Raw genomic sequence first — 23598 nt, 5'->3', positions numbered from 1 at the left:
TTTTTTCCTTCGAAAGCCTCTGGCAACGATTTCACAGTAGGATGCGCCATTCGAACGGGAACGTGATACAGGCCGCCGCGGCGGGCGCGGCGATAATCGGGGTCGGCTTTGACAATCTATCTGCCCATCGCAGAATTGTCGGTGAACATCTTCATCATTCTCGGCATGGGGGCTGCCGTCGGCTTCCTGTCCGGCATGTTCGGCGTCGGCGGCGGCTTTCTGATCACCCCTCTCCTGATCTTCTACAATATTCCGCCGGTCGTCGCCGTCGCGACAGGCGCCAACCAGGTGGTGGCTTCCTCGATATCGGGGGCGATCACGCATTTCCGGCGCGGGACGCTGGACATGAAGCTCGGCTCGGTGCTTCTCGTCGGCGGTCTGTCGGGGGCGACAGTCGGCATCTGGATTTTCTCGCTGCTGCGTGCAATCGGCCAGCTCGACCTCTTCATCTCGCTTCTCTACGTCGTCTTCCTCGGCACGGTCGGCGGGCTGATGCTGTGGGAGAGCGTCAACGCCATGCGCCGCGCCGCCCGCAACGAGCCACCAGTTCCGCGCCGGCCCGGCCATCAGCACTGGGTGCACAAGCTGCCGCTCAAGGTGCGCTTCAAGAAATCGAAGATCTTTCTGTCGGTCATCCCGATCGTGACGCTCGGATTTGCGATCGGCATCCTCACCTCGGTCATGGGTGTCGGCGGCGGCTTCATCATGGTGCCGGCGATGATCTACCTGCTGCGCATCCCGACCAATGTGGTCGTCGGAACCTCGCTCTTCCAGATCATCTTCGTGACCGCCTATACGACGATCGTGCAGGCGGCGACCAACTATTCGGTCGATATCGTGCTCGCCTTCTTCCTGATGCTCGCCGGTGTCATCGGCGCGCAATATGGCGTGCGCGTCGGGCAGCGGCTGCGCGGCGAACAGCTGCGCGCGCTGCTCGGTCTCCTGGTTCTTGCGGTGGGCTTACGGCTCGCCGTCGCACTGGTCGTGACGCCTGAAGATATCTATTCGGTGGTCATGGGAGTGGGGAACTGATGCCCAGGCGCGTTCTGTCCTTGCTGCTTGCTCTTCTGCTGCCATCGCTGGCGGCGGCGCAGATGCTGCCTGGACAGGGGACGCAGGCCGAGCGCGAGGGGCTGGAAATCGGCACCTCTACCAGCGAAATCGCCATCACCTCCGATTTCCGCGGTGCGGATCTGACGATTTTCGGCGCTGTGACGAACACAGACGACCTGCTGCTCGCCATCGGCCAGTATGACGTTGTCGTGGTTCTGGAAGGTCCACGCGAAGACGCCACTGTGCGCAGGAAAGAGCGGGTTTTCGGCATCTGGATCAATGCCTCGTCGATGACCTTCGCCGACGTGCCGCATTCCTATTCAATGTCGAGTTCGCGCTCCATCGACGATATCACGACGCCGCTCGACCTGACAGGAGAGGGTATCGGCATCGATCATATTCCGCTGCGGCCGATCGATTTTGCCGGCAACTTCAACAGTCTCAACGAATTCCGCACTGCCTTCCGGCGCCTGCAGCAGGTAGGCGGGCTTTACGAGCGTGACCCGAGCGGCGTTCGCTTCGTCTCCTCCAATCTCTTCAAGGCAAGCCTGCGGTTGCCGGCGAACATTCCGAACGGCGTGCACACCGTACGCGCCTATCTGTTCAAGAGCGGGAAGTTCGTGACGCAGAAGTCGCAGCCATTGCGCGTCATCAAGACGGGTATCGAGCAGACGATCACCGATGCGGCACATGAGCAGCCAATCTTTTATGGCTGCTTTGCGGTGCTGCTGGCCGTGCTGACGGGATGGGGCGCCAGCCTGATCTTCCGCAAGGATTGATCGGGCGGGTTTCCGTCGTCCGGCGACGATTTCAGACAGGCTTCAATCAAACATCCGAGCACGAATGGCCTGCCCGGCGGCAGAAGCTTGTCCAGATACTCTGGTGCAGCTCGACGTAAGGCTTTTCCACCTTCCTTCTCCGATACCGCTTGCATTTCACCATCAGTCGAGTTAGCTTCAAAACCAGTTTCTGATAGCAACTGGTTTTGAAGAAGGCACGGCCTGGAAGGAGGATGAGATGAGGAAGCTTGTTGTCTGGAACCTGATGACACTGGACGGCTATTTCGAAGGGACGAAGCCGTGGGACATCGAATTCCACAATCTGGCCTGGGGGCCGGAACTCGAAAAATATGCCGAGCAGTTCGGCGAAGAAGGCGATCTGCTGGTCTTCGGCCGCAAGACCTATGAGGGCATGGCGGCCTATTGGCCGAGCGCCGAGAGTGAAGACAAGATCAAGGCCTATATGAACGGTATCGCCAAGATCGCCGTCTCGCGGAGCATGGAAAAGGCGGACTGGAACAATACGCGCGTCGTCAACGATCCGGTGTCCGAACTCAAGGGACTGAAGGAGCAGGACGGCAAGACGATCTTCATCTTCGGCAGCGCCGAGCTTGCCGATACCCTGCTGAAGGCGGGGCTGGTGGATGAAATCCGCATCTGCCTCGTTCCCGTTATTCTCGGCAGCGGCAATCCGCACTTCAAGCCGGCGGACGCGCAGCAACCCCTGAAACTGCTCGACTCGTCTGTGACGAAGAGCGGCGCGGTGATCCTGCGCTACGAGCCCGTCAGGGCAGCTTGATCATCTGTTTTTACCGGCTGCAGCCGCCAGGGCTGTGGCCGCTTCACCCGCCGTTTCCATATAGGTGGGATCGCGATGCAGGAGCACGGCAGCAAAGGAGCATTTCGATCTTTTCCACGCGCGTCACGCCGCCGGCTTCTGGCTCGATACTGTGCTCTGGCTGCGGGACGGCACCAATCCCTGGCCTGGTAAAAAGCCGCCGGAACATCTCGTATTCGCATAAAAACCGCTCTTTAACGTTTACGAGTTAGTAATCTCTCGGAAACGAGAGGTTTGTATCATGCGTACTCGTATCGTGCTTGCGGTCATCGGGCTGGCCCTCCTTGCCGGCTGCGCGACAGCGCCCCGCCAGACGAGAAATATCTGCGCCGTCTTCGACCAGAAGGACGGGCTCTTCACAAGCTGGCAAGGGGCTGCGGAGCGTGCCGAGAAGAAATACGGCGTGCCGGTACCGATCCTGATGGCGACCATGTATGTCGAGTCCGGCTTCCAGCCCTATGCGCGGCCGCCGCGCACGAAACTCTTCGGCTTCATCCCCTGGACGCGGCCTTCGACGGCTTACGGCTATTCGCAGGCGCTGAACGGGACCTGGGACCACTACCAGTCCGAAACCGGCAACTGGTCCGCGCGTCGCACGAACTTTGCCGACGCGATCGATTTCATCGGCTGGTACCACTACAGCAACGGCCAGGCGACGGGCATTCCGCTCAACGATGCCTACAATCTCTACCTCGCCTATTATTCCGGCCCGACCGGATACAAACGCGGCGACTGGCGCAGCAATGGTCAACTGCAGCAGACGGCGCGGAAGTTTGCGCGGATGGCAGGGACCTATCAGCAGCAATTGCAGGGATGTAATTAGCCCCGCAGATTGGCGTAGCGCACCGAATAGATCCGGTCGCGGCCAAGCAGATGGGCGATGAGTGAGGCCTTGTCGAAAAGGCCCTTCATTGCGTTGTGGCCGAGATCCAGGCCACCGCTCATAACGCCGAAGGCGGGCATCAGCAGGCGGCCGCCATCTGTCGCGAAACACGGACGGCGGACGGATTTCTCGCGGCGGCGGACGGTAGCAGCAGGATGCAGATGGCCAGCGATCTCGCCTTTCTGCAAGCCGTCGCGCGGCTCATGGCGGAAGGTCAGGCCGGCATAATAGAGCTCGTCCGAACAGGTGCCGGGCAGGTCGACGGTGCCATCGGGATCATGGTTGCCGTTGATCCAGATCCATTCGCGGCCACGGGCCATTTCGACGATCAGCGTGCGGAAGGCATCCGGGAGATGTTCGGAGCCGACGCGATCGTGAAAGTTGTCGCCGAGCGAAATGACGATCTGAGGGTCGTAGCGGGAGACGACGGCGGCAAGCACTGTCAGTGTCGCCAGCGTATCATAGGGCGGCAGCATCATGCCTCGGCGGGCAAAAGCGGCGCTTTTTTCCAGATGCAGGTCGGAAACGACGAGAATGCCGGCATCCGGCAGATAGAGCGCGCCCAAGGGATCACAGACGGCAGCGACACCGTGAACGGCGGTTTCGACGCCCGGTATTGCGGCAAGACCAGTCACGTCGCGCGCGAGCGCCAGGCGGTTCATCACTCTCGTATTCCCAATAATTCAGGCCCGATTTCTCAGGACATGGCCTCGGCGATCAGATCGTCCGCGGCTTCGGCAAGCAGCGCATCGTGGGCCTGACCCGGCACCGATTCCCGGCCGATTTCCAGCATGACCGGGACGGCGAGCGGCGAAATATGGTCCAGCGCCCGGTGGGTGATATGGCCCTTGATTCGCTTCAGCATATCGCCAAGACGGGAAATATCCAAAAGGCCGGTCGAGGCATCCTGCCGCGTTGCCTGCAGCAGGATATGGTCGGGCTCGTGGCTTCGGAGCACATCGTAGATCAGATCGGCGGAGACGGTAATCTGCCGGCCGGTCTTTTCCTTTCCCGGATGACGCCGCTCGATCAATCCCGCAATCACGGCGCAATTGCGGAAGGTGCGCTTCAAAAGGAAGGATTCGTTCAGCCAGGATTCCAGATCGTCACCCAGCATATCCTCGTCGAAGAGGTCGGAGAGGCTGAGGTGGCCATTGGCGATCCTGAGGCCTAGATCCTCCAGGCCCCATATGGCGAGGGAATAATCGGTTGCGACGAAACCGAGCGGTTTTGCCCCTACCCTGTCCAGCCGGCGTGTGAGCAGCATGCCGAGCGTCTGGTGCGCCAGCCGCCCCTCGAAGGGATAGATGACCATGTAGCCGCGGCTACCGCGCGGGAATGTCTCGATCAGCAGCTCGTCGCGCTTCGGCAGCAAGGATTTTTCCTTCTGCAGCGAGAGCCAGTCGCGCACCTGATCCGGCAGGCGGCGCCAGCGGTCGGGATCATCCAGCATCGAGCGGACCTGATCGGCGAGATAGGTCGAGAGCGGGAACTTTCCACCGGCATAGGAGGGGATTTTCGGATCGAAGGAATAGGCCTGGCTGACCAGAGCCTCGTTTTCCCGGATGCCTTCGAAGCGCAGAACCTTGCCGGAGAAGATGAACGTATCGCCAGGGGCGAGCTGTTCGAGGAAATATTCCTCGACCTTGCCGAGCACGGCGCCTGGACGGCCGAGCCTGCCGCCCTCGCCGCGCTTGGCCATACGAATGTTCAGCATCGGATCCTCGACGATGGTGCCGAGGTTCAGTCGATATTGCTGGGCGACCTGCGGATTGGAGACGCGCCAGCGGCCTTCCTTGGTCTTGCGGATGCGGGCATAGCGCTCATAGGTGCGCAGGGCGTAGCCGCCGGTCGCGACGAAATCGACAACGCGCTCGAATGTCTCCCAGGCAAGATCGGCATAGGGCGAGGCGCTGGTGATCTCGTCATAGAGCTCCAGCATGTCGAAGGGTTCGGCACAGGCCATGCCGAGCACGTGCTGGGCGAGCACATCGAGCCCACCTCGGCCAACGGGCGGCGTATCCTGTGCGCCGATATAATTCGCATCGAGCGCTGCCTGGCACTCCATGACCTCGAAACGGTTGGCGGGAACGAGGATCGCCTTCGATGGTTCGTCCATGCGGTGGTTGGCGCGGCCAATGCGCTGCGCAAGGCGCGAGGCGCCCTTGGGAGCGCCGACATGGATGACGAGATCGACATCGCCCCAGTCGATGCCGAGATCGAGGGTCGATGTGGCGACGACGGCCCGCAGCCGGTTGGCGGCCATGGCGGCTTCGACCTTGCGACGCTGGGCAACATCCAGCGAACCATGATGGAGCGCGATTGGCAGGTTTTCCTCGTTGACCGTCCAGAGTTCCTGAAAGAGCATTTCCGCCTGCGAACGTGTATTGACGAAGAGCAGCGTCGTCTGGTGGTCGATGAGCTGGCGGTAGACATCGGGGATCGCGTATCTGGCGGCATGGCCGGACCAGGGGATGTGCTCCTCGGTATCGAGAATGGAAATGTTGGGCTTGGCGCCGCCTTCGACAAGGATGAGGCCGGCATGGTTTTCCTTGCCCTCCTCCTGTGCCACCAGCCATCTCTGCAAATCCAGGGGTTCGGCAACGGTAGCGGACAGCCCGATGGTCTTCAGATCGGGTGCCAGCCGGCGCAGGCGGGCAAGGCCGAGCGAGAGCATATGGCCGCGCTTGGAGGTGACGAGCGAGTGGAGTTCGTCGAAGATGACATATTTCAAATCCCCAAAGAAGCGTTCGGCTTCCCGGTTTGCCAATAGCAGGGCGACCTGCTCCGGCGTCGTCAGCAGGATATCGGGCGGGTTCAGCTTCTGGCGCTGGCGCTTGGCGTTCGGCGTATCGCCAGTGCGGTTCTCGATCGATATCGGCAAGCCCATCTCGGTAACGGGCTTCATGAGGTTGCGCTCGATGTCGACGGCGAGTGCCTTCAGCGGCGAGACGTAGAGCGTGTGGATGCCGGTAAAGGCCGAGCCCGGCGGGATCTTGCCGCGTCGCGTGAGGTCGGTCAGCGACGGCAGGAAACCGGCAAGTGTCTTGCCGGCGCCGGTCGGCGCAATCAGCAGCGTGCTCTCGCCGGCTTCGGCGCGCGACAGGAGCTCGAGCTGGTGGGCGCGGGGACGCCAGCCCTTTTCCGCAAACCAGCGGAGGAAGGGAGCGGGCAAGGCAAGGCTGAGGTCGGTTTCAATCTGATCCACGGAGCAAATGTAGTTCAAACGCCGACGAATAGAAGCGCTATTGACTCCTCGCGATAATCATAGATAAATAATATCCACGATTAAAGGAGATCGGCTGTGAAACTTGGTGACGGCGTCGAACAGAGCATTCATTGCACGGCGGTCCTATCAGGGCTTTCGACTGGCGGCGTGCTTTCGGCTGCTGCGCTTGCCGAATATCACGGCGTGTCGACGAGCTATCTCTTGAAGCACCTGCAGGCGCTTTCGGGAGCCGGAATTTTGGAGACAGTGCCGGGGCCGAAGGGCGGTTACCGGCTGGCGAAGAAGCCGGAAGACATTTCGCTGCTCGATATCGTGCTCGCAGTCGAGGGACCGGCACCGGCTTTCCGCTGTTCGGAGATCCGCCAGCGCGGACCGAACCCGCTGCCGCAGCGCTATTTCACCAAGCCCTGCCAGATCACGGCGGCAATGCTGAGGGCCGAGCGTGCCTATCGCGCCGAACTTGCAAACACCAGTATCGCCGACATCCTGGCCGAACTTTCCGCAGATGATGACGGCGGGATCGCCGCCAGAGGCTGCGCCTTCATGGAAATACACGAGAGAAAAGCGGCTCGCTGAGCCGCGATACAAACCCCAACCCCCAATTCCAAACCTAAGGAGACATATCATGCAAGCACGTTTCAACTTCGGCAAAGCCGCTCCGGATGCCTACAAGGCCGTCGCCGCACTGGAGCAATATGTTCAGGAATCCGGACTGGATAAGCGCTTCATTCACCTGATCAAGCTTCGCGCTTCGCAGATCAACGGCTGCGCCTATTGCGTCGATATGCATTCGAAGGAAGCACGCCATCACGGCCTTTCCGAACAGTGGATCAACCTGATGTGCGTCTGGCGGGAATCTCCTGTCTACGACGCCCGCGAACGCGCCCTGCTCGGCTGGGTCGATGCGGTGACGAAGATTGCGGAGACCGGTGCACCGGATGCCGATTACGAAGCCTTGAAGGCGCATTTTTCCGAAGAAGAAATGACCAAGATCACGGTTGCGATCGGCACGATCAATATCTGGAACCGGCTTGCCGTCGGCTTCCGCAGCCAGCATCCGATCGATGCGCCGCAGAAGGCGGCCTGATATCTCTTTGCTGGTAGAAAGCTTTGTCGGTGACCGACCCGAGAGATCGGGTCGGTTGAATATTTCATCGTCCGTGGTGCGTATCGGATCTCATGGCAACAGCTTCAGGCAATTTGCCCGAAAGATCGATGCTGTTGAATATGTCGCGAACGACCTTGGCGATTTCCTTTGCGGAAGAGCCTTTGGCATATTCTTCCTGCATGCGGCGTCTGACAAGCTTTTCCAACTCTGACATAGCTCACCTCATCATATCCGGCGCGAGGAGAAGTGTCGCGCTGGGGTCGATCACAGGCAAGTTACGTTTTGTTTATAATGGCTTACCGATTTGTAAGGTTAGAGCTGCCTAGAGCGCAATGTAGCGGTCGGCGCGGTGGTTGATCGCGACGAAGAGGTTGAGGACCACGGCACCGAGCACAGAATAGAAAACGACCGGTGGCGTGGTGACGCAGAATGCGGCGGCCAAGACGCACATGTCGATCGCAAGCTGCACGAGGCCGGCGCGGATGCCGAAACGCTCCTGCATATAGATGCCGAGAATGCCGACGCCGCCGAGGCTGGCGCGATGGCGATAGAGCGCGAGAAGGCCGTAACCCAGCAGCATGCCGCCAAGGAGAGCCGCCCAGGCCGGATGAATGGCGGCGATTTCCATGACCTTCGGCTGCAGGCTGGTCAGAGCCGAGGTCAGGCCGATGGCGATGAAGGTCTTGATCGTGAAGGCCGTGCCGAGGCGCTTCCACGAGAGATAGAAGAAGGGCAGGTTGAGCAGGAAGAAGGCGAGGCCGAAGTTCACGCCGAAGGCATAATGCAGCAGGAAGGCAATGCCGGCGGTGCTGCCGGTGAGAAGGCCGGCGCTGGCAAGAATATAAAGACCGAGCGCGGAAACGAGGCTGCCGGAGAACACACCCTGCACATCCTCGACCGGCGTGTGACGTGTCGCGGTGGTATTCCAGAACCCGAGGGCACTGACGATCTGGATCATGTCGCGATCTCCGATAGCGGTCGCTCCGGACAGGCCGGAGGAAGAGGAAATGTCTGGGTGGATGCGGCGCGTGTTACGCTCCGGGGAGCGCGGCGCTTCTCGCTGAATGGCCGTATTATCAGGCCTTCCACGGTTGTGCGCAAGCGAAATACGTAAGCAATGCTGACCTATTTCAAAATCGCAAGAAATATGCGTTCAGGCGGTCTTGCGTGTAAGGAACAGAATGCCGGAAACCGGTTTGCCGCCATCTTTGCGAATGGTGGTTTTGACCGTCTTGAGGATTTGGAGCCGATGGGCCACGGCAAGCCCTTCGACATAGGTCTCGGAGTGGGCGTAGCGCAGCGACGGCGCCAGATGAAAACCATTTCCTTCGCCACCGTCCTCCACGGAAATGGCGAAGTCGGCACCAGGAGCCAGGAGCTCGTCGAGGATCGCGAAGACACTTTCCAGATTGCCGAGATACATCAGCACATCGGCGGCGGTTACGAGGTCGGCGCGATGCCGGGCGCCATCTGCAAAGAGGCCGGAGGCTTCGGGCGACAGCGACAGGTCCGCCTGCGCGAGATGATCGTAGACGTGCTTTTCGGCAGCCTTCACCAGCATGTTCTGCGAGAGGTCGAAGCCTTCGAGCTGCGCGACCCGGGTACGGATTTCAGGGCCGAGCAGGCCCGTGCCACAGCCGAGATCGACAGCGTATTGATATTGCCGGCCGGTGGACGCGACGAGTGCTGCGAGCTTCTGCGGGACGGAATAATCCAGCTTCTCCACGAGGGATGTCTCGAAACGATCGGCATAATCATCGAAGAGGCGCTCGACATAGCGGCTCGACGGCTGGGCTGGCGTCTCAGCGTCGCCGAGCAAGGCGAGCTTCAAGCCAGCGCCGAAAATATCCTCGGGGTCGAGTTCCAGCGTGCGGCGGTAGGCTTCGACGGCAGCGTCCGTCTTGCCTGCCTTTTCGCGGTATGTGGCGAGGCGATACCAGCCTGCTGCCCAGGCCGGCGTCAGCTCCAGTGCCTGCTCCATCAGTTCGGCGGCGGCATCCGGCTCGCCACCCTCGTCGAGCATCTTGGCGTAATCGGCGCGGCGGTCGGCGATGACGTCGCCGGAGGAAAGCTGGCTTGGCTGCATGATTGGACCCTTTGGCTGGCGGCATTTGGCTTCGGCCACAAAAAAACTCAAGTCCTATTTCAGAGGCGGTGCTGTCTTGGCGGAAAAGGCTTGCGGGCGAATCGCCGCGACCGTATCTCAAGGCAAACAGGAGATGGCGCATGTCCGATCAGGTGAACAGGTTCCTCGGCGATTCCATTGGCCGCACGATCATCAAGCTCTTGGTGGTTTCGCTGATCGTCGGCTTCGTCATGGCCATCTTCGGGCTGACCCCGTGGGAACTCATCTACAACTTCCGTGATTTCGTGATCCATCTATGGCGGCAGGGCTTCTCTGCGCTTGGCCGCGTCGGCGACTATCTGATCCTCGGCGCCACCATCGTCATCCCGATCTTCATCATCATCCGTCTCTTCAGCTATCGAAAATAACATGGCTTCAATCATTCTCTCACGCCGCGGTATGCTGCAGCTTTCCGGCCTTGCCCTAGCCGCCGGCATCGCCGGCTGCACGACGACCCCGAAATTTGCGACCACGCCTTCCAATGCGGCAGACGAGACGGCTTCTGCATTGCCGCTCGTCAACCAGCTTCGCGCCAGGAACGGCCTGCCGCCGCTCAGCGTCGATCCGCATGCAAGTGCCGCCGCGATCTTCCAGGCCAAGCGCATGGCAAGTGCGGGCAGGATGAAGCATCTGATGGGCATGACCGACAGTTTCGGCGCCCGCGTGAAGGCGAGCGGTGTTGCCCTGCCGGCCGCCGAAAATATCGCTTCTGGCCAGCAGAGCGTCGATGCGGTCGTCACCGCCTGGATCAACTCCCCCCACCATCTGGAAAACATGCTCGGGCGCTATAGCGGTCTCGGCGTTGCCGTTGCACATAATACGTCTTCCAGGAACCTGCCCTATTGGGCCATGGTGCTTTCCAGCTGAGGCGATTCCGCCTCTCTCCCAAGAGGCGAATATGGATACCGGCAGACCCAGAAACGCACTGGCATTCGACGTGACGCACCGGCTGGTGCTGTCGATCGCCATTCCGATGACGCTCGGTTTCATGACCACGCCACTGCTCGGCATCACCAATACTGCCGTCGTCGGCCATATGGGCGATCCGGAAGCGCTGGCGGGGCTCGCCATCGGCGCCATGCTGTTCGACCTCATCATGGGCAGCTTCAATTTCCTGCGGGCGTCCACGACCGGGCTGACGGCGCAGGCACTCGGGCGGCGGGACGCGCATGAGCAGCAGGCTGTCTTCTGGCGGGCGATCGTCTCGGCGCTCGGCTCCGGTCTGGCGCTGCTCATCCTTTCGCCGCTGCTGATCCTCGTCGGGCTGAAGCTGATGGGGGCCGAGGGACGGATTGCCGAGGCGACCAGCACCTATTTCTCGATCCGCATCCTCGCCGCACCGGCAGCACTTGCCAATTACGCGCTGCTCGGCTTCGTGCTCGGCCGCGGACAGGGCCGAACCGGGCTTCTGCTGCAGGCGCTGATCAACGGCATCAACATCCTGCTTTCCATCTATCTCGGCCTGTCGCTCGACTGGGGTGTTTCGGGTGTCGCCTGGGGCACGATGGCGGGCGAAACGGCGGGCGCGCTTGCCGGTCTCTTCATCGTGCTGCGCAGCTTCGATCGGGCACATCGGCCAAATCGGACGGAGGTGTTTTCGCGAGCCAAGCTTGCCGAACTTTTCGCACTGAACCGCGATATCCTGATCCGCACCTTCGTACTGATCGGCTCCTTCGCGATCATGACTCGCATCGGCACCAGCTTCGGTGCCATTACCCTTGCGGCCAATGCAGTGCTGATGAACTTCTTCCTGTTGTCAGGCTACTATCTCGACGGTCTTGCCAACGCCGCGGAGCAGATCACCGGGCGGGCGATCGGCGCGCAATATAGGCCGGCCTTCGATCGTGGTCTGAAGCTGACGACGTTGTGGTCCTTCGGGCTCGCGGCAATCATTTCCGCCTTCTTCTATTTTGCCGGTCCTACGCTCATTGCCGGGCTGACGAGTTCGCCGGAGGTACAGGCAGCCGCCGAGACCTATATGCCCTGGGCGGCGGTGACCGGACTGACCGGCGCGCTCGCGTTCCTGATGGACGGCGTCTTCATCGGCGCGACATGGTCCGTCGACATGCGCAACCGCATGCTGATGTCCTTTGCGGGATATCTCGCCATGCTCGCCGTTTTCGTGCCGCTCTTCGGCAATCACGGCCTGTGGCTGGCGATGAACGCCTTCCTGCTGTTTCGCGGTTTCTTCCTGGCAATGCTGGTGAAGCCGCGCGCGGCTCAGACGTTCCGCGCCGCCCAGTAATCGACGCTGATATCCCTGAGGTCACGGATCGACGCGAGTTTTTCGCGGTCGAGCAGTTTCGACAGGCCGCGCACGATCGTGCCGGGAAGGCCGGGGCCTTCATAGACCATGCAGGAATAGAGCTGTACGAGATCGGCCCCTGCTCTCACCTTTTCCAGCGCCGTTTCGGCCGAGCAAACACCGCCGACACCAATGATCGGCAGGGACGGACCGACGCGCTTGCGCATCTTGGCGAGCACGACCGTCGATTTTTCGAAGAGGGGCGCGCCGGAGAGGCCACCGGCCTCCTTCGCCTGGAGCTGATCTTTCAAGCCGTCGCGCGAAAGCGTCGTATTGGATACGATGAGACCATCCAGCGCATGCGACAACGCCTCCGCAGCAATGTCATCCATGCCCTCCTCCGTAAGATCAGGGGCGATCTTCAAGAAGACCGGGATTTTTCGGCCGGCCTTTTCAGCTTCCTCGTCGCGTGCCGCCAGCACGGCCGACAGGAGAGCGGCGAGGCTTTCACGCGCCTGCAGATCGCGCAGACCCGGCGTGTTGGGCGAGGAAATATTGGCGGTGAAATAGCGGGCGACGGAATAGAAGCGACGGATACCGGCGACATAATCGGCGATACGGTCCTCGCTGTCCTTGTTGGCACCGATATTGACGCCGACAATGCCGGCGCGGCCGATCTGCGAAAGACGGCGGAAGGCTGCTTCATGGCCTTCATTGTTGAAGCCGAGGCGGTTGATGACGCCTTCATCTTCCACAAGGCGGAAAATGCGTGGGCGCGGATTGCCGGATTGCGGCTTCGGCGTGACGGTGCCGATCTCGGTGAAACCGAAGCCGAGCTTCAGCAGCGCTTCCGGCACTTCGGCATTCTTGTCATAGCCCGCGGCCATGCCGAGCGGGTTGGGAAAGTCGATGCCTGCAACGGTCTGGCGCAGGCGCGGGTCCGGCGCGATGCGGCAGGCAGGCACAACGCCCGATTTCAGCGCCGCAATCGACATGCCATGCGCGGTTTCGGGATCAAAGAGAAAGAGACCGCGGCGAGCGATGCGCTTGAAAGGATCGATCACGGTACGAGCTCCGGAAAAATGTGGGCGCCTGCATCATCGAGCGGCAAGGCCACCTCCCAAAGCACAGCCGAAAGCGGCAGATCGGCATAAAGATGCGGGAAGAGCGCGCCGCCGCGCGAGGGTTCGAAAAGCAGTTTGTCGCCGAAATTGCTGATATCGACGGCGACGAGGACAAGATCGGTCTGACCGGCAAAATGCAGGGCTGCGGTCTGCTTGACCTGATCTGCCGTCGAGAAATGGATGAAGCCGTCCTTCTGATCGATGCCCGCGCCATGAAAAACGCCGGTTTGTCTGGCTTCCTGCCAGAGCGCCTCCGGCACGATCTTGTAAAGGGTCGGTGTCGCGGTCATGATGATCCCGTTAGTGGCCTTGTTGAGAAGGGGGCTGACCTTCCTGATGAGGGCTTTGCCCCAAAGAGACGGCGATGTCCACGCCTCAGGGCGCAAAAACGGACAGGCACCATGCTTTGCGGAGGATGAGACGATGAAGGCATTTGCAATCACGCTTGCCACCGGTCTTCTGCCGCTTGCGGCAATGGCAGCGGAGCCCGATGCGACGCGCTTCCAGCTTGAGCGCAGCGGCGACCATTTCGTGCGCCTCGACCGGCAAACGGGGGCCATGTCGCTCTGCACCGAGAAGGACGGGGCGTTGGTCTGCCGCATGGCGGCCGATGAACGCGCTGCCTACGAGGACGAACTCGACCGGCTTGCCGACCGGGTGAGCGCGCTGGAGAAGAATACAGCCGCCCGGCCCGCCTTGCCGACGGATGCGGAAGTCGACCGCTCGATCGGCATCATGGAGCGGATGATGCGCAGTTTCATGGGTATAGTTCGGGAATTCCAGGCGGAAGACGAGGCCAATCCCCTTCCGCAGCGGAGTTGATCTGGTTATATTCATATAAGTAGAGGGTCATGTTCGTGCGGGGAGCCGGACAGGACTGACGAGATCGAGCTCTTGGGAGGGAGTTTTCGATGCAGGAACAGACCATCATCATCGCTGACGACCATCCGCTGTTCCGCGACGCGCTGCGGCAGGCGGTGATCGGTATGGAAGGCCGGCAGACAATCGTCGAGGCCGGGGATTTTGCCGCAGCAAGGAGGGCGGCGGCGGCGCATCCGGATGCGGACCTGATGCTGCTCGATCTCGCCATGCCTGGAGTCAGCGGTTTTTCCGGCCTGATGGCGCTGCGCTCCGAATTCGTCAGCCTGCCGATCGTCATCATCTCGGCGACCGATGACACCACGACGATCCGTCGGGCGCTGGAGCTCGGCGCTTCCGGCTTCATTTCGAAATCCTCAGGTATCGAGGATATCCGTCGTGGCATTCAGACGGTGCTGGCGGGCGATATCGCCACGCCGGAGAGCTATCGAGACGGGCAGGAGCAGGACCCCGATGTCGCCGACCTCATCCATCGCCTGCACACGCTGACACCGCAGCAGAGCCGAGTGCTGACCATGCTCGGCGAAGGACTGCTGAACAAACAGATCGCCTATGAGCTCGGGGTTTCCGAAGCGACGATCAAGGCGCATGTCTCGGCGATCCTCCTGAAGCTCAACGTCGACAGCCGCACGCAGGCGGTGATCCAGCTCGGCAAGATCAACATGGCGATGGTCGCCTGAGTTCAGGCATCCGCCAGACAGGATTTTATTCCTCATTTCCACTTTACTCGGGGAGATGCCTCGGTTAATCTGCCGGCGATAGAAAGCGGCCGGATGGACCGCGGAACCGGACGCATATGCTGTCACATGACCAGATCTGGGGGGCGATCGACGGGCTTGCCGAACGGCATGACCTGACGCCGTCGGGTCTTGCGCGGCGGGCGGGACTCGATCCGACCTCCTTCAATAAATCCAAGCGACTTTCGGCGGATGGACGCCTGCGCTGGCCTTCGACGGAATCCATCGCCAAGGTGCTGGAGGCGACGGGGGCGAGCATGGAGCAATTCATGGGCTTCATGCGGCCGGCGGGTGCCGCCGCCGCCAGCCTGCCGGACGGTATTTTTGCGTCGCGGGGAAGCTCCATTCCCCTGCTCGGCTTTGCGCAGGCGGGCGCTGGCGGCTTTTTCGACGATGGTGGCTTTCCGGCAGGTCAGGGCTGGGACGTGGTGGAATTTCCGGCTGGTCCCTCGCAGAAGGCGGGCGTCTATGCGCTGGAAGTGCAGGGCGAGAGCATGATGCCGCTCTATCGCGACGGCGATGTGCTGATCGTGGAGCCCGGCGCGCAGGTGCGCCGCAACGACCGTGTCGTCGTCAAGACACGCGAGGGCGAAGTCATGGCCAAGGTGCTGTTGCGCCAGAGCCCGCGCTCCATCGAGCTGTTGTCGCTCAATCCCGAACATCCCAACCGGACGATCGAGCTTTCCGACGTCGAATGGATTGCCCGCATCATCTGGGCCAGCCAATAGGAAAATAATCCATGCGCCCTGCAGCCTTCATCACAGGTATCGCGGGGATGGCGATCGTGATCGGCCTGCTGCTGGCCGGGCAAGCGCGGCTCAACAGCGGCGACGGAGCGGCACCTGACGCAGATGCCGGAAGCGTGACCGCCGAGTTGCCCGATGCGGATACCGATAGGATAAAACCGCCTGCATCGCTCACGGACGAGGATGCGGCGTTGATTGCCCGGGCAACAGAGCCTGCGGCAGCCCCCTCCCCGCCTCCCTCCGAAAATGCGACAGCGAAGGAAACGGCGCAGAGCGAACCGGCGCCCGCCGGGACGCCGCCGGCCACAGCTGCTGGAAAAGACAGTGTTGAGCTGTTACGGCCGACGGTGGAAAACGCCGGCCTCCTTTCCTTCGGCAAACGCCGGCTGCAGATTACCGGCATCATTGCGACGCCCGCCGACAAGAGTTGCGGCTCCGAGGGCAAGCAATGGCCGTGCGGCATGATGGCGAAGACGGCGCTGCGGCTTTTCCTGCGCAACCGCGCGATCGATTGCGACCTGCCTTCCGATGCATGGGAAGACATGGCAAGCGCCGCCTGCCGGCTGGGGCAGCAGGATATCGGCACATGGCTGGTGGAAAATGGCTGGGCGGAAGCGCAGCCGGGCTCGCCGCTTGCCGCCGCCGGTGAAAAGGCAAAGCAAGCGAAGGAAGGCATTCACGGCGAGGATCCGCGCCGCAGGCCGGCGGCAGCGCCCCCGCCTGAACCCGCAGATCCCTTGTAATGACGGCTGCCAATTCCTAATCTCCGCTCATTCAAGAGGGAATCAGACATGAACAAGCCGCTTTCCGCCCACGACGCGCTGATCTATGTGATGGTGATGGCATCCGCCGTCGACAGCACCATGAACGACCGGGAAATGGAGAGGATCGGCCAGCTCATCGGCTTCCTGCCGGTGTTCCGCGATTTCGACGACAACAATCTGATTTCCATCGCCCGTGACTGCGCCTCGCTGCTGGCCGGTCCGGAAGGGCTGGATGTGGTGCTGGAGACCGTTCGCGACACGCTGCCTGCCCGTCTCTACGACACCGCCTATGCGCTGGCAGTCGAAGTCGCCTCCGCCGACCTTTCCGTCAAGGCCGAAGAATTGCGGCTGCTCAGCCTGCTGCGCGACCGTCTCGGCCTCGACAAGCTGACCTGTGCTGCCATCGAGCGCAGCGCAATCGCCCGTTTCCGCAAGGGTTAAAGCATGTCGCGCAAAAGTGTGCAGCGGTTTTGCGATAACGACATGCGAAAACAAGAACCTAAAGCGCGACAAGCGAATCTTGGAGATCGCGACGCGCTTTAGTAGAGACCGTAAGGGAAATAACGCAGATAAATCTCCTGCAGGCGGCCATTGCGCGAGAGCGTTGCCAGCGCATGGTCGATTGCTGCCGTCAGCACACTGTCGTTCTGGCGCAGCATGATCGTCATTCCCTCGCCCAGGAAATGCTCCGACATATAGGGACCGTCGAACAGGGCACAGCATTTGTCCGAAGCGGGCGACGCCACCCAGAAGGAAAGCTGCAGCGCATCGGCAAAGGCAGCATCGACCTTCCGCTCCTTCAAGGCCGTCAACAGCGCTTCCTTGTTGTCAAAAGGCTGAGCCTTGATGGCCGGGAAAAAGGCTGCGAGCATCGCCTCGTGAACGGTGCCCTTGACGATGCCAACGGAATGGCCGGCGAGGCCGGCAGCCGTCGTTCCGGTCACGGCGGCCGCCGTGTTGCGCACGAAGCGGGCCGGCAGCATCAGATAGGGACGGGAGAAGAGGAACTCGCGGCGCAGCTCCGGCGTGACGGCAAGGCCTGCGATGACGGCATCGCCCTGCGAGCCGGCAAGCGCCTTCTGCAGGTCGGCGAAGGGCAGCGCCTGGATCTGGCACTTGTCCGCAATCTCCAGCTCGGAACAGATCTCGCGGGCGAGATCGACGTTAAAGCCGGAGAGCTTGCCGTTCTGGTCCGTAAAATTGAAGGGCGGAAAGTCCACCGAGGTCAGGAAACGCAGGCGCACGAGCGAGGAGAGGTCGGGCTTGGCCAGGCGTTCACGGGAATCGAAGAGCAGCGGCACGGACGAGCCGGATTGCTGCGCAAAAACAGAAAAAGCCGAAAGCAATACAATCGAGACCAGGCAAAGGATTAAAATTCCTCCGGAAGCCAGAAACGCCGGTTTAGACTGCACCATTATGACCTGCCTAGAGATTACACGCGAGCCTGCCGCTCGGCCGAGATGTAACAGAATCAACCCCATCGGGGAATATGGCCGAGCCGCGTCGCAAGCAGCGAAACGAAAAGGCCCCGGTCTTCAAAGTGGCCTCTTCAAGAGCAAGCCCCTAAACAAGCCGCCCGGACATTCAGCATAGACTGTATTTTTGCAATCTATACGGGGATAACAACCGAGCCCCTGAAATTAATAGGAATCGCACGCCCCCGTTAGCTTGGAATTAAGCAATATCCCATCTTATTTGTCGCGACGACATCGACCCCTCCGGCCGACCGCATGATGCACATGTCGAACCTCTTAAGGTATCCCCCAGCGCAATACCGAAGAATCGTTCTACAATAAATGATTTCAAAAGCACCGGGTCCGCAACACGCCCGGCCAATCGGGTAACTCCATGCTGAAACATCTGAAAATCCGTACAAAGATCATATCGGTCGTGGCACTCCTGGGGCTCATCACGATGACCGGACTGATCTATGTCATCTCCGAGTTCCGCCGAGCGGACGCGGCCTACAGCGCCTTCATCGATCATGAGGCGCTGGCCTCGATGCAGAGCGCGCGCGCCAGCGCGTCGGCCGTCGCCTCGGTGCTGCAGGTGAGTCTGCTTGCCAACATGAAGCCCGATACGCCGGCATTCCAAACGGCACTCGCTACACCGAGCAAGCTGCCGCAGGCACGCGATCGCATGAATCAGGCGCTGACGCTTGTGCCCAGCCGCAAGGCCGCCATCGATGAAATCCAGGCCGGCATCGATGAAATCGAAACTCTGGCGAACAAGATCGTCGAGCAGAGCAAGGCCAAAGACAGCGCCGGCGCGCTGGCGAACGTCGCTCTGATCAATGCCAAGCTCAACGCGCTGACGCCGAAGATGATCGCCAACAACGATGCGATGATGGCGATGCTCAATGACGGCGGCGACGCGCTCTCGGCTTCCGTCAACGATCGCATCAACCTCTGCTTTGCCTTGATCGGCCTAGCCGTCGTCAGTGCCATCGGTCTCAGCATCGTCGTCGCCCAGATTGGCATCACGACCCCTATGGCAAAGCTGCGCGAGCGCATGACCGGCCTGGCAGAGGGTGACACGGACAGCGAAATCGTCGGCCTCGACCGTCGCGACGAAATCGGCAAAATGGCGGAGGCCGTCGCGGTCTTCCGCGACAATGCGATCGAACGCATCCAGCTCGAAGCCCGCGCCGAAGCCGATCGCAGCCTCAGCGACAGCGAACGCCGCGAACGCGAAGCACAGAAGGCCGCGGAAGCAGCCGATCTGGAACGCGCGGTCAATGCACTCGGCGACGGCCTGCGACGGTTTTCGGCGGGCGACCTCGTCTCGCATATCGAAACGCCTTTCGTCGCGCATCTCGACGCGCTGCGCCAGGACTTCAATAACTCGGTCGAAAAGCTCAACGAGACCATGAACACGGTCGGCTCCAATGCCCGCGCCATCAGCGCCGGCGCCAACGAGATCCGGTCGTCCGCCGACGAACTTTCGAAGCGCACCGAACAGCAGGCCGCTTCCGTCGAGGAAACGGCAGCAGCCCTCGAAGAAATCACCACGACGGTAAAGGACGCGGCAAAGCGTGCCGAAGAGGCAAGCCAACTCGTCGCCCGTACTCGCCTTGGCGCCGAGAAATCCGGCGACGTCGTCCGCAAGGCTGTCGCTGCCATGCATCAGATCGAGCAATCCTCCGTCGAGATCAGCAATATCATCGGCGTCATCGACGATATCGCCTTCCAGACGAACCTCTTGGCGCTCAACGCCGGTGTCGAAGCTGCGCGCGCCGGTGAAGCCGGCAAGGGTTTTGCGGTCGTCGCACAGGAAGTCCGAGAACTTGCCCAGCGCTCGGCAAACGCCGCCAAGGAAATCAAGGCGCTGATCACCACATCAGGCACGCATGTGCAGACCGGTGTCTCGCTGGTCGGCGAAACGGGCAAGGCGCTCGATGCGATCGTCCACGAGGTGCAGGAAATCAACCAGCACGTCCATGCGATCGCCGAAGCCTCGCGCGAGCAGTCGATCGGACTGCAGGAGATCAATACCGCCGTCAACAGCATGGATCAGAGCACGCAGCAGAATGCGGCGATGGTCGAGGAATCCACCGCGGCAAGCCACAGCCTTGCAACGGAAGCGACGGCACTCAACAACCTGCTCGGCCAGTTCCGCCTGACGGGCACCGGCGGCTTCGTTGCAGCCGCGCCGATCCAGACGACATCGGCCGCACCGCGAGCCGCCGCACGGCCGGCCGCCAGAGCCCCGGTGCGTGTAGCCGAAAGCACGGCACGCCCGACGGCTTCGCCGGCGCGCGCCCTCGGCCAGAAGATCGCCAGCGCCTTCGGCATGAACAGCAGTGCTGCCCCGGCCGCCAGCCAGGAAGCCGACTGGACGGAGTTCTGAGCTGACAACCTGATCGAATGAGAATGGGCGGCTCCGGCCGCCCATTTTCGTTTCAGGCCTTTTCAGGCTTGCGGCCGCCAGCCGATCTCGACGAGCACGTTACCGGGCGCCGTGCAATAGAACAGCCAGCCACCGCAGATCGAGCCGAAAGCGGCAATAAGGCCGGCCGAGCGACTTCAGAGGAGTGAAATCAGACCGATGGCGACCTTTACCAAAGCTCTTCTCGAAGGGTTGAAGACATGCGTGCCGTTTGTGTCATGAGCTTTCCGCGATTTGCGGTACAATGACACCGTGCCGCGGACAGAAAGGCTCCGGATATGAAACTGATCGCATTTAGCCTCATCGGCGCGCTGGCGCTCGCCGGCTGCACCACCGTCGACTATACCGGCCCCGGCATCGAGCCCATTCCGGGCAGCATCACCTATAACGGTCAGCCGCGCACGAAACTGACAAAGTCGCCGATTGGATCGACCTTCCCGCACAATTTCATCGACCAGTACGGCCGGCAGGTCGAGGAAACCTATATCATCCGTCCGGACCGTTCGCTGGCGATCGCGCACCGCCAGTACCGGCCGATCAATATTTTCGGACGCGATTGAGGAGGGAAGCTGGAGCGGGTGAAGGGAATCGAACCCTCGTATTCAGCTTGGGAAGCTGCTGCTCTACCATTGAGCTACACCCGCCAACCACTTGAGACTTCCAACAGATGGCCGCCGCTGTCAAGTCGCGGCATCACCGCATATCAGATGCGGAAATGCTTCGAAAGCTTGAGGCCCTGGGCCTGATAGTTGGAACCGAGACCCGAGCCATAGAGGCTTGCCGGCTGCTCCTGCATATGTTCGTAGATCAGGCGGCCGACGATCTGGCCGTCTTCCAAGATGAAGGGCACTTCGTGGCTGCGCACTTCCAGCACCGCGCGGCTGCCGCGCCCGCCGGCGGGCGCATGGCCGAAGCCCGGGTCGAAGAAGCCGGCATAGTGGACGCGGAATTCGCCGACGAGCGGGTCGAAGGGTGTCATTTCCGCCGCATAGTGCGGGGGAACGTGCACGGCCTCACGCGAGACGAGAATGTAGAATTCATCCGGATCAAGGATCAGCTCGTTGCGGCCGCGGCTATAGAGCGGCTCCCAGAAGTCGAAAATATCGTGCTGGGCTTTCTTGTCGACATCGACGACGGCCGTGTGGTGTTTGCCGCGATAACCGATCAGGCCTTCATCGTCGCCCGTCAGATCGATCGACAGCGCGATACCGCCGCCGGAGACGTTCGGCTGCTTGGCGGCGACGAGCGTTTCCGTTGCGTGCAACTTCAGAAGCTCCGGCTCGCCGAGAACCGAATGTCCGACGCGGAACCGGATCTGCGACAGGCGCGAGCCGCGGCGCACGACAATCGGGAAGGTGCGTGGGCTGATTTCGAGATAGAGCGGGCCGGAATAACCTGATGGGATCTTGTCGAACTCCTGCGCGTAATCGGTGATGACGCGGGTGAAGATATCGAGCCGGCCGGTCGAGCTTTTGGGATTGGCCGAAGCCGACATGTCGGCCGGCAGATCGAGGCGCTCCATCAGCGGCACGATGTAGACGCAGCCGGTTTCCAGCACCGCGCCTTCGCTGAGATCGATGACATGCAGGCTCAGCCGATCGAGCTTGTCGGAGACGAGGTGAGAAGGGCCGGGCATGAAGCTGGCGCGCACCCGGAAAGCCTTGGCGCCCAGCCGCAGATCCAGGCTTGCGGGCTGGATCTGGTCACGGTCCAGCTCGCGCTCGCTTTGAAGACGCCCCGTTTCAAACAGCGCGGAAATCGCGCGGTCGGCCAGAATTCCAGTATCGCGAGCCATCATGCTCCATCCATAATCTGCCGCCGACAAAACCAAAGTCGGGGAATTGACGCAAGCGCAGAACGGCAGTATTGCAAATTTATCCCGTGGTGATTTGGCCGGTCGGCTTGCAGCCACGTTAAATAAGTGGCTAAAAAGACCGGGTATGAAACCGGTCTGCTTTTGCGGCCGGTTTTTTTGTTGTTTGAAAGTGGTGATGGCATGAGCAAGACTTGGCGCCCGGCAACCCAACTCGTCCACAGCGGAACGCTGCGCTCGCAATATGGCGAGACGTCTGAGGCAATCTATCTCACGCAGGGCTTCGTCTACGATACGTCCGAGGCAGCAGAGGCGCGCTTCAAGGGCGAGACGGACGGATTTATCTATGCCCGATACGGCAGCCCCACCAACGACATGTTCGAAAAGCGCATGTGCGCGCTCGAAGGCGCTGAAGATGCCCGCGCCACGGCTTCCGGCATGGCCGCCGTCACCGCCGCCATTCTCTGCCAGCTGAAGGCCGGCGATCACATCGTTGCAGCGCGTGCCCTCTTCGGCTCCTGCCGCTGGGTGGTCGAGACGCTGGCGCCGAAATACGGCATCGACTGCACGCTGGTCGACGGCCGCTACCTCGAAAACTGGGAAAAGGCGATTACGCCGAAGACCAAGGTGTTCTTCCTGGAAAGCCCGACCAACCCGACGCTGGAAGTAGTCGATATTGCCGGTGTGGCCAAGCTCGCCAACCAGATCGGCGCCAAGGTCGTCGTCGACAACGTCTTTGCAACGCCGCTCTTCCAGAAGCCGCTGGAACTCGGCGCGCATATCGTCGTCTATTCCGCGACCAAGCACATCGACGGTCAGGGCCGCTGCCTCGGCGGCGTGGTTCTCTCCGACAAGGAATGGATCGACGAGAACCTGCACGACTATTTCCGCCACACCGGCCCGGCCATGTCGCCCTTCAATGCCTGGACACTCCTGAAGGGCATCGAAACGCTGCCGCTGCGCGTCAAGCAGCAGACGCAGAATGCGGCTGATATCGCCGATTTCCTCGCCGATCAGGGCAAGGTCGCCAAGGTCATCTATCCCGGCCGCAAGGACCATCCTCAGGCCGATATCATCGCCAAGCAGATGTCGGGCGGTTCGACGCTCGTCTGCTTCGAGCTGAAGGGCGGCAAGGAAGCGGCCTTTGCGCTGCAGAACGCGCTTGAGATCGTGAAGATCTCCAACAATCTCGGCGACTCCAAGAGCCTGATCACCCATCCGGCCACGACGACGCACAAGAACCTGACGGACGAGGCCCGCGCGGAACTCGGCATTTCGCCGGGCACGGTGCGCCTCTCGGCCGGTATCGAAGACACGGATGATCTCCTTGAGGATTTCGCCCGCGCGCTCGCCAAAGTTTCGGCCTGATCACCAAACCACGGCCGCG

General features: G+C 61.3%; 26 protein-coding genes, 1 tRNA gene, 2 pseudogenes and 1 riboswitch. Of the genes and pseudogenes, 18 read left to right on the top strand and 11 right to left on the bottom strand.

Annotated features, from left to right (window positions below; all coding sequences use genetic code 11):
* Positions 1-108: 108 nt before the first annotated feature.
* The 3 genes from FHT87_RS11000 to FHT87_RS10990 all read left to right on the top strand — a co-directional run bounded on the left by FHT87_RS11000 (position 109) and on the right by FHT87_RS10990 (position 2631).
* Positions 109-1032, top strand: coding sequence for a sulfite exporter TauE/SafE family protein (locus tag FHT87_RS11000; RefSeq protein WP_183728333.1), 924 nt, complete (start codon positions 109-111; stop codon positions 1030-1032).
* A complete protein-coding gene (locus FHT87_RS10995) occupies positions 1032-1832 on the top strand; it encodes a TIGR02186 family protein (RefSeq protein ID WP_183801781.1) in 801 nt (266 codons plus the stop codon). Before FHT87_RS11000 ends, FHT87_RS10995 begins: the two co-directional genes overlap by 1 nt.
* Positions 1833-2070: 238 nt before the next feature.
* Positions 2071-2631, top strand: coding sequence for a dihydrofolate reductase family protein (locus FHT87_RS10990; protein WP_183801778.1), 561 nt, complete (start codon positions 2071-2073; stop codon positions 2629-2631).
* Here the strand turns inward: FHT87_RS10990 and FHT87_RS31200 are convergent.
* Positions 2632-2730, bottom strand: a pseudogene (locus tag FHT87_RS31200) (TetR family transcriptional regulator); the annotation flags it as partial.
* A gap of 1 nt (position 2731) precedes the next feature.
* On the opposite strand from FHT87_RS31200, the pseudogene FHT87_RS31195 reads away from it, so the two are divergent.
* Positions 2732-2854, top strand: a pseudogene (locus FHT87_RS31195) (alpha/beta hydrolase); the annotation flags it as partial.
* A gap of 57 nt (positions 2855-2911) precedes the next feature.
* Entirely contained in the window at positions 2912-3493 is a 582-nt protein-coding gene (locus FHT87_RS10985) for a transglycosylase SLT domain-containing protein (RefSeq protein ID WP_183801775.1), read from the top strand.
* Here FHT87_RS10985 and pdeM read toward each other — a convergent pair.
* Complete coding sequence (gene pdeM, locus FHT87_RS10980) at positions 3490-4215, bottom strand: ligase-associated DNA damage response endonuclease PdeM (protein ID WP_183802668.1); 726 nt, start codon at positions 4213-4215, stop codon at positions 3490-3492. The two genes, FHT87_RS10985 and pdeM, sit on opposite strands and share 4 nt — an antisense overlap.
* A 35-nt stretch (positions 4216-4250) precedes the next feature.
* Positions 4251-6761 carry a ligase-associated DNA damage response DEXH box helicase gene (locus FHT87_RS10975; RefSeq protein ID WP_183801772.1) on the bottom strand — a complete coding sequence of 837 codons (2511 nt, stop codon included), beginning with the start codon at positions 6759-6761 and terminating at the stop codon, positions 4251-4253.
* 96 nt (positions 6762-6857) lie between these two features.
* Here FHT87_RS10975 and FHT87_RS10970 point away from each other — a divergent pair, with 96 nt between their 5' ends.
* Positions 6858-7358: an Rrf2 family transcriptional regulator gene (locus tag FHT87_RS10970; RefSeq protein WP_183728312.1), complete on the top strand. Its 501-nt coding sequence runs from the start codon at positions 6858-6860 to the stop codon at positions 7356-7358.
* Positions 7359-7407: 49 nt separating this feature from the next.
* Entirely contained in the window at positions 7408-7869 is a 462-nt protein-coding gene (locus FHT87_RS10965; RefSeq protein WP_183801769.1) for a carboxymuconolactone decarboxylase family protein, read from the top strand.
* Positions 7870-7933: 64 nt separating this feature from the next.
* Here the strand turns inward: FHT87_RS10965 and FHT87_RS10960 are convergent, their stop codons facing one another.
* The 3 genes from FHT87_RS10960 to FHT87_RS10950 form a co-directional block, all read right to left on the bottom strand.
* Positions 7934-8104: a hypothetical protein gene (locus FHT87_RS10960; protein WP_183802735.1), complete on the bottom strand. Its 171-nt coding sequence runs from the start codon at positions 8102-8104 to the stop codon at positions 7934-7936.
* A 108-nt stretch (positions 8105-8212) separates the two neighbouring features.
* Complete coding sequence (locus tag FHT87_RS10955) at positions 8213-8848, bottom strand: YitT family protein (protein ID WP_183801766.1); 636 nt, start codon at positions 8846-8848, stop codon at positions 8213-8215.
* A gap of 195 nt (positions 8849-9043) precedes the next feature.
* Positions 9044-9976 carry a methyltransferase gene (locus FHT87_RS10950; protein WP_183801763.1) on the bottom strand — a complete coding sequence of 311 codons (933 nt, stop codon included), beginning with the start codon at positions 9974-9976 and terminating at the stop codon, positions 9044-9046.
* Positions 9977-10116: 140 nt separating this feature from the next.
* Here FHT87_RS10950 and FHT87_RS10945 point away from each other — a divergent pair, with 140 nt between their 5' ends.
* From FHT87_RS10945 to FHT87_RS10935, 3 genes are read left to right on the top strand one after another with little or no spacing between them, the layout of a single operon-like run.
* The gene (locus FHT87_RS10945) at positions 10117-10383 is read left to right on the top strand and encodes a DUF6460 domain-containing protein (RefSeq protein WP_007821228.1); all 267 of its coding nucleotides are present in this window, start codon (positions 10117-10119) and stop codon (positions 10381-10383) included.
* A 1-nt stretch (position 10384) separates the two neighbouring features.
* On the top strand, positions 10385-10882 hold the full coding sequence (locus tag FHT87_RS10940) for a CAP domain-containing protein (protein ID WP_183801760.1): 498 nt from the start codon (positions 10385-10387) through the stop codon (positions 10880-10882).
* A gap of 31 nt (positions 10883-10913) precedes the next feature.
* Positions 10914-12260 (top strand): MATE family efflux transporter, encoded by a 1347-nt coding sequence (locus tag FHT87_RS10935; RefSeq protein ID WP_183728300.1) that lies wholly within the window; start codon positions 10914-10916, stop codon positions 12258-12260.
* Here the strand turns inward: FHT87_RS10935 and FHT87_RS10930 are convergent.
* Both FHT87_RS10930 and FHT87_RS10925 read right to left on the bottom strand, forming a co-directional pair.
* Positions 12236-13324, bottom strand: a complete 1089-nt coding sequence (locus FHT87_RS10930) for a quinone-dependent dihydroorotate dehydrogenase (RefSeq protein ID WP_183801756.1) — start codon at positions 13322-13324, stop codon at positions 12236-12238. The two genes, FHT87_RS10935 and FHT87_RS10930, sit on opposite strands and share 25 nt — an antisense overlap.
* A complete protein-coding gene (locus FHT87_RS10925) occupies positions 13321-13674 on the bottom strand; it encodes a DUF952 domain-containing protein (RefSeq protein ID WP_183801752.1) in 354 nt (117 codons plus the stop codon). The genes FHT87_RS10930 and FHT87_RS10925 overlap by 4 nt, the downstream gene beginning before the upstream one ends.
* A 133-nt stretch (positions 13675-13807) precedes the next feature.
* Here FHT87_RS10925 and FHT87_RS10920 point away from each other — a divergent pair, with 133 nt between their 5' ends.
* The 5 genes from FHT87_RS10920 to FHT87_RS10900 all read left to right on the top strand — a co-directional run bounded on the left by FHT87_RS10920 (position 13808) and on the right by FHT87_RS10900 (position 16951).
* Entirely contained in the window at positions 13808-14206 is a 399-nt protein-coding gene (locus FHT87_RS10920) for a hypothetical protein (protein ID WP_183801749.1), read from the top strand.
* An 89-nt stretch (positions 14207-14295) separates the two neighbouring features.
* Positions 14296-14943 carry a response regulator transcription factor gene (locus tag FHT87_RS10915; RefSeq protein ID WP_183801747.1) on the top strand — a complete coding sequence of 216 codons (648 nt, stop codon included), beginning with the start codon at positions 14296-14298 and terminating at the stop codon, positions 14941-14943.
* Between the two features lie 116 nt (positions 14944-15059).
* The gene (locus tag FHT87_RS10910; protein WP_183728284.1) at positions 15060-15728 is read left to right on the top strand and encodes a helix-turn-helix transcriptional regulator; all 669 of its coding nucleotides are present in this window, start codon (positions 15060-15062) and stop codon (positions 15726-15728) included.
* A gap of 11 nt (positions 15729-15739) precedes the next feature.
* Entirely contained in the window at positions 15740-16489 is a 750-nt protein-coding gene (locus FHT87_RS10905) for a thermonuclease family protein (RefSeq protein ID WP_183801744.1), read from the top strand.
* A gap of 48 nt (positions 16490-16537) precedes the next feature.
* The gene (locus FHT87_RS10900) at positions 16538-16951 is read left to right on the top strand and encodes a tellurite resistance TerB family protein (protein WP_183801741.1); all 414 of its coding nucleotides are present in this window, start codon (positions 16538-16540) and stop codon (positions 16949-16951) included.
* A 98-nt stretch (positions 16952-17049) separates the two neighbouring features.
* Here the strand turns inward: FHT87_RS10900 and FHT87_RS10895 are convergent, their stop codons facing one another.
* Positions 17050-17925 (bottom strand): transporter substrate-binding domain-containing protein, encoded by an 876-nt coding sequence (locus tag FHT87_RS10895; RefSeq protein ID WP_183728277.1) that lies wholly within the window; start codon positions 17923-17925, stop codon positions 17050-17052.
* Positions 17926-18358: 433 nt separating this feature from the next.
* Between FHT87_RS10895 and FHT87_RS10890 the strand changes: the two genes are divergently transcribed.
* Both FHT87_RS10890 and FHT87_RS10885 read left to right on the top strand, forming a co-directional pair.
* Positions 18359-20359 (top strand): methyl-accepting chemotaxis protein, encoded by a 2001-nt coding sequence (locus tag FHT87_RS10890; protein WP_183801738.1) that lies wholly within the window; start codon positions 18359-18361, stop codon positions 20357-20359.
* Between the two features lie 317 nt (positions 20360-20676).
* Positions 20677-20958 (top strand): hypothetical protein, encoded by a 282-nt coding sequence (locus FHT87_RS10885; RefSeq protein ID WP_183728268.1) that lies wholly within the window; start codon positions 20677-20679, stop codon positions 20956-20958.
* Between the two features lie 10 nt (positions 20959-20968).
* Here the strand turns inward: FHT87_RS10885 and FHT87_RS10880 are convergent.
* Together FHT87_RS10880 and FHT87_RS10875 are read right to left on the bottom strand one after the other, a co-directional pair.
* Positions 20969-21042: transfer RNA gene (locus FHT87_RS10880), tRNA-Gly, on the bottom strand.
* Between the two features lie 59 nt (positions 21043-21101).
* Entirely contained in the window at positions 21102-22196 is a 1095-nt protein-coding gene (locus FHT87_RS10875) for a 2'-deoxycytidine 5'-triphosphate deaminase (protein ID WP_183801735.1), read from the bottom strand.
* A gap of 73 nt (positions 22197-22269) precedes the next feature.
* Positions 22270-22348: riboswitch (SAM riboswitch) on the top strand.
* Between the two features lie 46 nt (positions 22349-22394).
* Here FHT87_RS10875 and FHT87_RS10870 point away from each other — a divergent pair.
* A complete protein-coding gene (locus tag FHT87_RS10870) occupies positions 22395-23579 on the top strand; it encodes an O-succinylhomoserine sulfhydrylase (RefSeq protein ID WP_183801733.1) in 1185 nt (394 codons plus the stop codon).
* The last annotated feature ends 19 nt before the right edge of the window (positions 23580-23598 follow it).

Origin of the sequence: Rhizobium sp. BK316 (genome assembly GCF_014193695.1) — a bacterium.
GTDB lineage: Bacteria > Pseudomonadota > Alphaproteobacteria > Rhizobiales > Rhizobiaceae > Rhizobium.
Note: the sequence above shows the minus strand (reverse complement) of the source record. Positions and strands in the feature narration are given on the sequence as shown.